The following is a 7616-nucleotide window of genomic DNA, read 5'->3' on the forward strand; positions in this document are numbered from 1 at the left end:
TTTCATGCGCCCTTCAGTTGTCGCGATATATTTATAAACCGCAGCAACGGATAATCCGATCGCAAAAAAAATAATAAACCAGTAGGATTGCATGAATGCACTGAATCCCAGCAGGGTTGTCGTGGCCCAGGGAAGTTCTCCCCGCTCTGACATTCTTGCAAAAATCGGTTCAAACTTGGGAACAAAATAAACCAGCAGGAAACTGACGATAATGGTGCCGAACGTTGTCAGAAACGCAGGATAAATCATCGCACCCACTACGCGATTTTTCAGTTCTTCCTGATGGTCGGTGAAATTGGCAATACGTTTCAATACGTCTTCCAGGAAACTGCCTTCTTCGCCGGCGCGCACCATACTGACGGCGAGTTCAGAAAACACTTTTGGGTGTTGTCCCATCGCCACCGCCAGACGGGTACCATCGGCGACTTCGGCACGGACTTCTTCCAGAACCTGTTTGAGCGCGGGATTATTGGACTGTTTATTCAACAACTCCAGCGAACGGAGCAACGGAACTCCCGACTTCAGCAAGTCTGCCAACTGTGTGTAGAACACGGACAGATAGCGTGCGCGGACCCGACGTCCGGAATATTTTAACTGTGCTTTGGCTTTATCTGCCAGATCGACTTTCACCGCAAACAGACTGCGCGCAGCCAGAGAATTCAGGGCATCCTGCTGATTGGAAGCAGACAGAATACCGCTCACCTGGCGGCCTGTTGTTTCTCGCGCGATGTATTGAAAATCCGGCATACTACTGACTCTGATAAACTCGAAGCACATTGATTATATAAATACACGTGTGAAACATGATTTTAGAGATCCCCCTTCGTCACACGCAGGATTTCATCAAGCGAAGTTACCCCTTCGATCACTTTCTGCCAGCCTGCGTCACGCAACGTCTGCCAGCCGTTTTTTCGTGCATAATCACGGATTTGACCGGAACTGGCATGCTCGGTACATAATTTCCTGATCACGGAATCATTCACCAGCAGTTCAAGAATTCCAATTCGTCCTGAATATCCCATTTCCCGACAATGCCGACAGCCGACAGGCTCCCACAATTCGCTGATATTGAGATCAGGGAAATCCGGCGGTAATTTGTCAGGCCGCGGACGATAAGGGCGTTTGCAATGTTTGCAGAGCACGCGTACCAGACGCTGTGCCAATACCGCTTCGACCGTGCTGGCCACAAGATAAGGTTCCACGCCCATATCAACCAGACGAGTAAAGGCACCCGGAGAATCATTCGTATGCAGGGTGCTAAAAACCAGGTGCCCCGTTAAGGAAGCCTGGATGGCACTGTTGGCTGTTTCACCATCACGAATTTCCCCGATCAGAACGATATCGGGGTCGTGACGCAAAATACTGCGCAGACCGGCTGCGAATGTGAGTCCTATCCGGGAATTCACCTGAATCTGGCTGATGCCTTCGCTGTGATATTCCACCGGGTCTTCCACGGTGATAATTTTTGTTTCCGGATTTTTGATTTCATTCAAGGCACTGTAGAGAGTCGAAGTTTTTCCACTTCCCGTAGGTCCGGTTACCAGGACAATGCCGTGAGGCAACTGAATCATTTCGCGAAAGGTCGACAGCATCTGCGGGTTCAGACCGACATTATCCAGCCGAAACACCATGCGTTCCTTATCCAGCAGACGCATGACGATCCCTTCGCCATAAATCATGGGGATAATGGAAACACGCACGTCAATTTCGCGGCCGGTAATTCGCAGTTTGATTCGTCCGTCCTGCGGCAGTCGCTTTTCCGCGATATTCAAATGCGCCATAATTTTAAGGCGGGTAATGATCGCGGAATAAAAATGGTTAATCTCCGGCGGTACCGACTGTAATCGTAACAGTCCGTCAACCCGATAACGCACGACGAGCCCGGTTTCGTGGGGTTCGATATGCACGTCACTGGCCTGCTGCTGCAGTGCTTCGATCAGGAGTTCATTTACGAGACGAATCACCGACGCCGTCTGCGCCATGTCGGCCAGTTCGCCATGTTCTTCAGAAACTTCTTCGAGAAGTTCGACTCCGTCTTCTGCGGCGCGCTGTGAGACCAGTTCATTAATGGTGTCACCACCAACGCCCAGGTTATCTTTGATCAATTCTACGACGTCAGCGTGCAGCGCCAGCACCGGTTCCAGAATCTGGCCACTCAACGAACTCAGTTCGTCGATAGCTTCGAAATCAAACGGATCGGCAGAGGCCACCAGCACGCGACCGTTGTCACGTCTCAGTGGAAGCAGAGCGTGTCGAAAAATCGGTGTTGCCGGAAAGAGAGCCAGCAGTTCGGTATCAACCTGAAAGTCTTTCAACTCAAAATATTTCATGCCCAGTTCATCGGCGAACGCTTTGAGCAGATCTTCTTCAGTGGCCAACCCCATTTCCATCACAACACGATCCAGACGATGACCATTCGCCGACTGCTGCGCTAACAGCAACTGGCGCTCGTCAAGGATTCCGCGTCGTTGGAGAATTTCACTGATTTCCATGGAGTTTACTCAATGGTAAAAATATCTTGAGGAATGGCATGCTGATAAGTGGTTTGTTAGCGACCTCGGCCTCGACTTGAACGGCTGCCTCCACGGGAGCCGCCAGTGTCGCCGCCGGGAAATTGAAAACCGCGCGAGGAACGGCCGCCAAAGGGGGAACCTGACCCCGGGTTCGAATCTCCTCCCGGTTGGGGCATTCCCATCCGTTCCCGCATCCGCTGCTCAAAGAACTGACGCACTTCATCGCCACGGTTGTCGGAATCTGCTGGGGAAGTAGACTGTTTTGCAGAATCGGAAGTCTGTTCGGGCGTTTTTCTCTTGGAATCGCTGCCTGTCGTGCTGACGGTGACATTCGGTAACAGAGAAGTGAGTGCATTTTGAATCAAAGTGGAATTTCCATTGTTTAAAGTCACGACACGTACTGATTTTCGAGACATTTTAGCGGAGTAATCCAGTTCGCGCACCAGAGATTCGATTTCCTGAAACAGCGAATCGCTGGCAGAAACCAGCAACTGATTCGCATTCGCATCGACGCTGACGGCAAGTTTGGCTTCGGCAGGTTGTGCACCGGATGAACCTTGTGCGCCTCTGCTGCCACCACCACCGCCCATCATCGCGGCAAACGGATTTCCTCTTTGTGCGCTATTCTGCTGTTGCGGGGGCTGCAGATAATCTTTGTAAAGATCTTTGACAATCGTCGCGACATCATTGGCGTTCGCAAACTCGACAGGAATGATTCCCGGCGAACGATCGCGCAATGAAGCAGGCAGTTCAGAAGCGTCAAGCACTTTGAGCATCTGTTCCACAGAGCGGACTTTATCGGGAGGTCCGGTGACGTACAGGGAATTCGAACGGACTTCAGGAATGATGCGCAATGTTTGTGGCCCCATGCCCAAAGTCGATAAGCCGGTCGCATCCATCAGGCTGCCGCCGATGGACGATAATCCGCCCAGCATACCGGAATCCGAAGCCATATCTGAAACGGAACTGCTCGGGAACAGACTTTCCAGCATTTTTGCCGTTGCGGTCGCGTCAGCAGAACGCAGATAAAACACGGTCCATTGACTCTTAGGAGGGATTGCCTGGGTTAACGCTTCGATCATCTGTTCGAGCCGATTCAGGGCATCGAGATCAGTGGAGGTGATAATCAGGTTGTCCCCATTGGTTGAAACGGCAACCGGATTCTTTTTCTCCGTCTGCGGAGGCGCTTCTGTCGGTTTTTTCTGAGCTGCGGGTTCTGGTTTCGCTTTTTCATCAGCGGCCTTTTCAGGAGAAACGTTTTCCTGCTCTTTCGTTTCTTCCTCTGGTTTCTGATCGCTGGCGGTAAAGAAAAATCGCTGATTGTCTGCGTCAACAGCGCGGCGTTTTTGCTGGATCGGACGATTCAGCGGGGCGCTGGTGCTTTGTGATGAAGGATTTCGAAACCCGCGATTTCGCGTAGGGGCTTCGTCTTCTTCTCCCAGAATCCGTTCACGGATTAACGAATCATCAGAAGGCACCACAATCCGGATGGGGTTCGTATCACCAGATGAAGCGGACCAGAGCTTATCGATTAACTGAAGGATTTCCTTTGAATCACGGCCACCAAGCGGAATGGTACGGACAGGACCACGATCGCGGGCCTCATTCGATTTTGCGGTCCCATCTTCTCCCAGTTGCGCCAGCAGGGCTTTGACCTGAATCACCTGATCGGGGTTGCCACGCACGAGCAGACGGCGACCGAGCAGGTCGGCTTCAATCGTGGGGGCATCATTTCCGTCGCGTAAAAACAGTGAACGCAGCGTTGCGGTTGCGGAAATGGGATCGAGGGAACTGAGGTTGATGACGGAAACAGACTGGCTGCCCCCTTCGCCATCCAACTGCCGGATCATCTCCGCGATTTTTGTGTGTTCTTTGGGCGTGGCCAAAATATGAATTTTGTTATTGCGGGCATCTTCATTGACGACAACGCCGGGGATCATGGCATCCAGTGTTTTCGTCACTTCGCGAGAATCGGCTGAACTCACGGAGTAGACATGAAGATACGGCCGATTTCCTCCGCCTCCCAGGACATTTCCGGAACTGTCTTCATCGACGTCAATCGATTTGATGATTTCTTCTGCAATTTTGATCTGAGCTGGAGTCGCCGTCACTAACAGTCGATTCGTACGGGGGTCTGCCGTCACCTGTGTGGAATCGTCGTTGGCTGCTTGTGGCGGTGGTGGATAACCTTCACGGCCACTGCTGCTGCTGCTGCTGCGTCGGGACCGGGGATCATAATAACGGGACATCGTCGCGCCGGCACTGACGTTTTGTGTTGCAGCAGCCAGACCGAACTGGTTTCGGATAAGTTTCTCGGCTTCGGTGGCGTCGATAAACTTTAATTCGAAAGAACGAAAAACCAGATCGGTAGGTGCCCCATTTGCCATCGCACCATCCAACAGCTTTTTCACACGTAACAGATTACTGCCAATATCAGTGACGATTATCGAGTTCGCCGTCTTCAAAGCGATCGACTTGCCTTGGGGACCTAAAATCGCCTGCACCTCTTTGGCCACCTGATCGAGATCCACTCCTTCCAGTTGGAATGAGACGCTCATGAGTTCATTTTTTCCCCGCTGCTCCAGCTCTTCTGAAGCAACGATCGGCACCAGATTGGGAGGAATTCCGTTATCGATATTCAGGACCACCAGAAACTGATTGCGGCGGACAATCACATAACCTTTCTGCAATAAGTAGCCGTTGATAATGTCCAGCGCTTCGGTCGGCGAGTAAGAGCCGTTATCGAAATAGTTAAAAGTACCTGGAGGCACATCGTTCAAATCGAGTGTATAACCGGCTGATTCGGCAAATAATTTCAGAACGTCTCCCCAGGGAGCAAACCGGAAATTGAATGACATCTTTCCGGCGGCGCCGGGTGTCTTTTCCGTTGGGGCATTTTCAGCAGGTTGACCTGCTGCCTCCTTCATCGCGACGGCATTACCGCTGCCAAAAGAAATGCGGCGGTCTTCCGGTTTCAAACCTTCGGGTTCCATCGGAATCTGTGGTCGCGGTCGAGAGACAGGCGTTGCATTGCCGGTGACTGGTGCGGTACCGGGTTGCGTCGGGCTTTGAGTGGAAACCAGGACCGGTCCCAGCATTTGTTTCCATTGGGTCTGCTGCTCTTTCGTCAAAACTGCTTCGATTTTCTGATCAAATTCCTGTTGGACCTTGTCCCGTTCTTCCGGAGTGGCGCGGCGGCCCAGTTCACGACGGGCTTCAGACCGCTGCTCTTCGAGTTCATTGATTTTTTTCAACTGGTCTTCTGTCAGATTGAGCTGTTTGGAAGTGTCTGCATTGCTCAGTTGACGATAGCCGGCTTCCTGCATCTGTAGTTGTTTCAAACGAGCCGCCTGCTTTTCATCCAGCAGCCCGAAAAGTTTCGCTTCACCCTCTGTTCTTTGTTTTTCAAACGCAGCGCCCATTTCTTCACGAACTTTCGTTCGTTCTTCATCCGTTTGCGCCTCGCGCATCCGGTTCATAAATGGTTCCATTGACTCACGACTGGGACGCATCGCCTGGGCTGCTTCGTCCAGCTTTTTGATCTGATCTTCAGTTAACTGGAGTTCTTTCTGAACTTCTTCACGACCGACCAGCGATCCAATGCCGCCACGAGGACCCCCGCCTCCAAAGCTACCACCGCCGAAGCCACCTCTTCCTCCAAATCCTCCACGATCGCCACCAAACCCACCGCCACCCCCAAAACCACCTCGGTCTCTTCGGCCCCCGCGATCTGGTTGTGGCTGGTCAGCCGGTTCCTGAGCCTGCAAGGAATAGTGAACAGAATCTGAACAGGCAAAAACTCCCATCAGGGCGACAACAAAACAGAGTTTCAATTTTGTGTTCCGGATCATTGTGAATGGCGTTTCTGAATTAAGGCAAAATAAAGATAACTCGAGAGATATTCTTATGATCATTATGCTAGGGACGGCAAAAATCAATTACAAGAGCAAATCTACAAAACACGCACTATCATGTGATACTTCAATACGTTAAGGCCCGTTTCAAAGATCACCGGAATCTTTCGAAATGGAACGATCTTTTCCTTAGTCCCCGGTGTTTCTATGTTAGGGCAGGGAAAAAGTCTTGCATCTTTATGTTACTGAGGCGCAAAATTCCCTTATCTGTTTATTAAACACGGTAATGACCGTGAAAGACCGCTCTAAATTCTGCGGAGTAGGAAAATGTTCCGTTTTATCTGTCTGCTGATTCTATCTGTAATGCTGGTAGGACTCAGTTCTAATCTGGCTTATGCGCAGCCAGGTGGCGAAAGTCGCTCACGCGGTTTCATGTCGTTTCTTGATCGCAACAGAAACGGGGTGATTGAACCCTCCGAATTTGATCAGATGCCAGGGCGTTTCAAGGAAACTCTGCAGGCGGCTGGCGTCGATACCTCACGCAGCATGACCCAGCAGGAATTCGAACGCGTCATGCCACAGGTGATGGAGCGGATGCGCAGCCAGAGAGGTCCTTCAGGCGGTGATGACAGGGGACGGGGCGGGGATGACCGAAGTCGATTCAGTTTCTCAGGTGGCCCGGGTGGTGGTCCTCCCGGTTCCTTCTCCCGACCCGATGAGAGTTCCGGCGAAGAACGGGGGGGATTTGACCAGGGTTCGATGCGGGACCGCTATGGTTCTTTTCAGTCAGACCGGGGTGCTCCTCCGGAGTCCTCTTCCGGCAGTCGTTCCAGCGGCGGCAGTAAATCGAGCAGTTCCTCTAAAAACGAACCCGTCAAACCGGTTCGAACCACGGTGGATTTAAACAAAGACTTTGTCCCTCACGATACCGATCAGGATGGCCAGATTGGCCTCTATGAGTGGAGAAAAAATAATCCGACGAAGCTGGGTGAATTTTTCACGATGGATTTAAACGGGGACGGCTATCTGACACCACGTGAGATTCAACTTTCAAAAGACGGCAAGACACAGCGCAGTGCTGCCTCTTTCATGTTTGCCCTCAACACAGGTTCGCAGTCTGAAGCAGGGAATACGCAAACCTCAGCGACACCTGCGCCAGCAGGCACAACGACTTCGGGAAATGAAAAGCCGGCACCCACGGTCAATAGTTCAACTCCTGCCAGCGATCCGATTGCGAGTCAGGCCAGCT

General features: G+C 51.7%; 3 protein-coding genes and 1 pseudogene. 1 reads left to right on the forward strand and 3 read right to left on the reverse strand.

Annotated features, from left to right (window positions below):
• From Q0294_RS05450 to Q0294_RS05460, 3 genes are all read right to left on the reverse strand, one after another.
• Positions 1 to 747 (reverse strand): type II secretion system F family protein (locus Q0294_RS05450; protein ID WP_299461697.1); only part of this gene is annotated, 747 nt, incomplete at its 3' end.
• 62 nt (positions 748 to 809) lie between these two features.
• Positions 810 to 2492, reverse strand: a complete 1683-nt coding sequence (locus Q0294_RS05455) for a GspE/PulE family protein (RefSeq protein ID WP_299461699.1) — start codon at positions 2490 to 2492, stop codon at positions 810 to 812.
• 56 nt (positions 2493 to 2548) lie between these two features.
• Positions 2549 to 6364: a secretin N-terminal domain-containing protein gene (locus Q0294_RS05460; protein WP_299461701.1), complete on the reverse strand. Its 3816-nt coding sequence runs from the start codon at positions 6362 to 6364 to the stop codon at positions 2549 to 2551.
• A 330-nt stretch (positions 6365 to 6694) separates the two neighbouring features.
• On the opposite strand from Q0294_RS05460, the pseudogene Q0294_RS05465 reads away from it, so the two are divergent.
• A pseudogene (locus Q0294_RS05465) lies at positions 6695 to 7616 on the forward strand (hypothetical protein); the annotation flags it as partial.

The organism is uncultured Gimesia sp., assembly GCF_937919775.1.
Lineage (GTDB): Bacteria > Planctomycetota > Planctomycetia > Planctomycetales > Planctomycetaceae > Gimesia.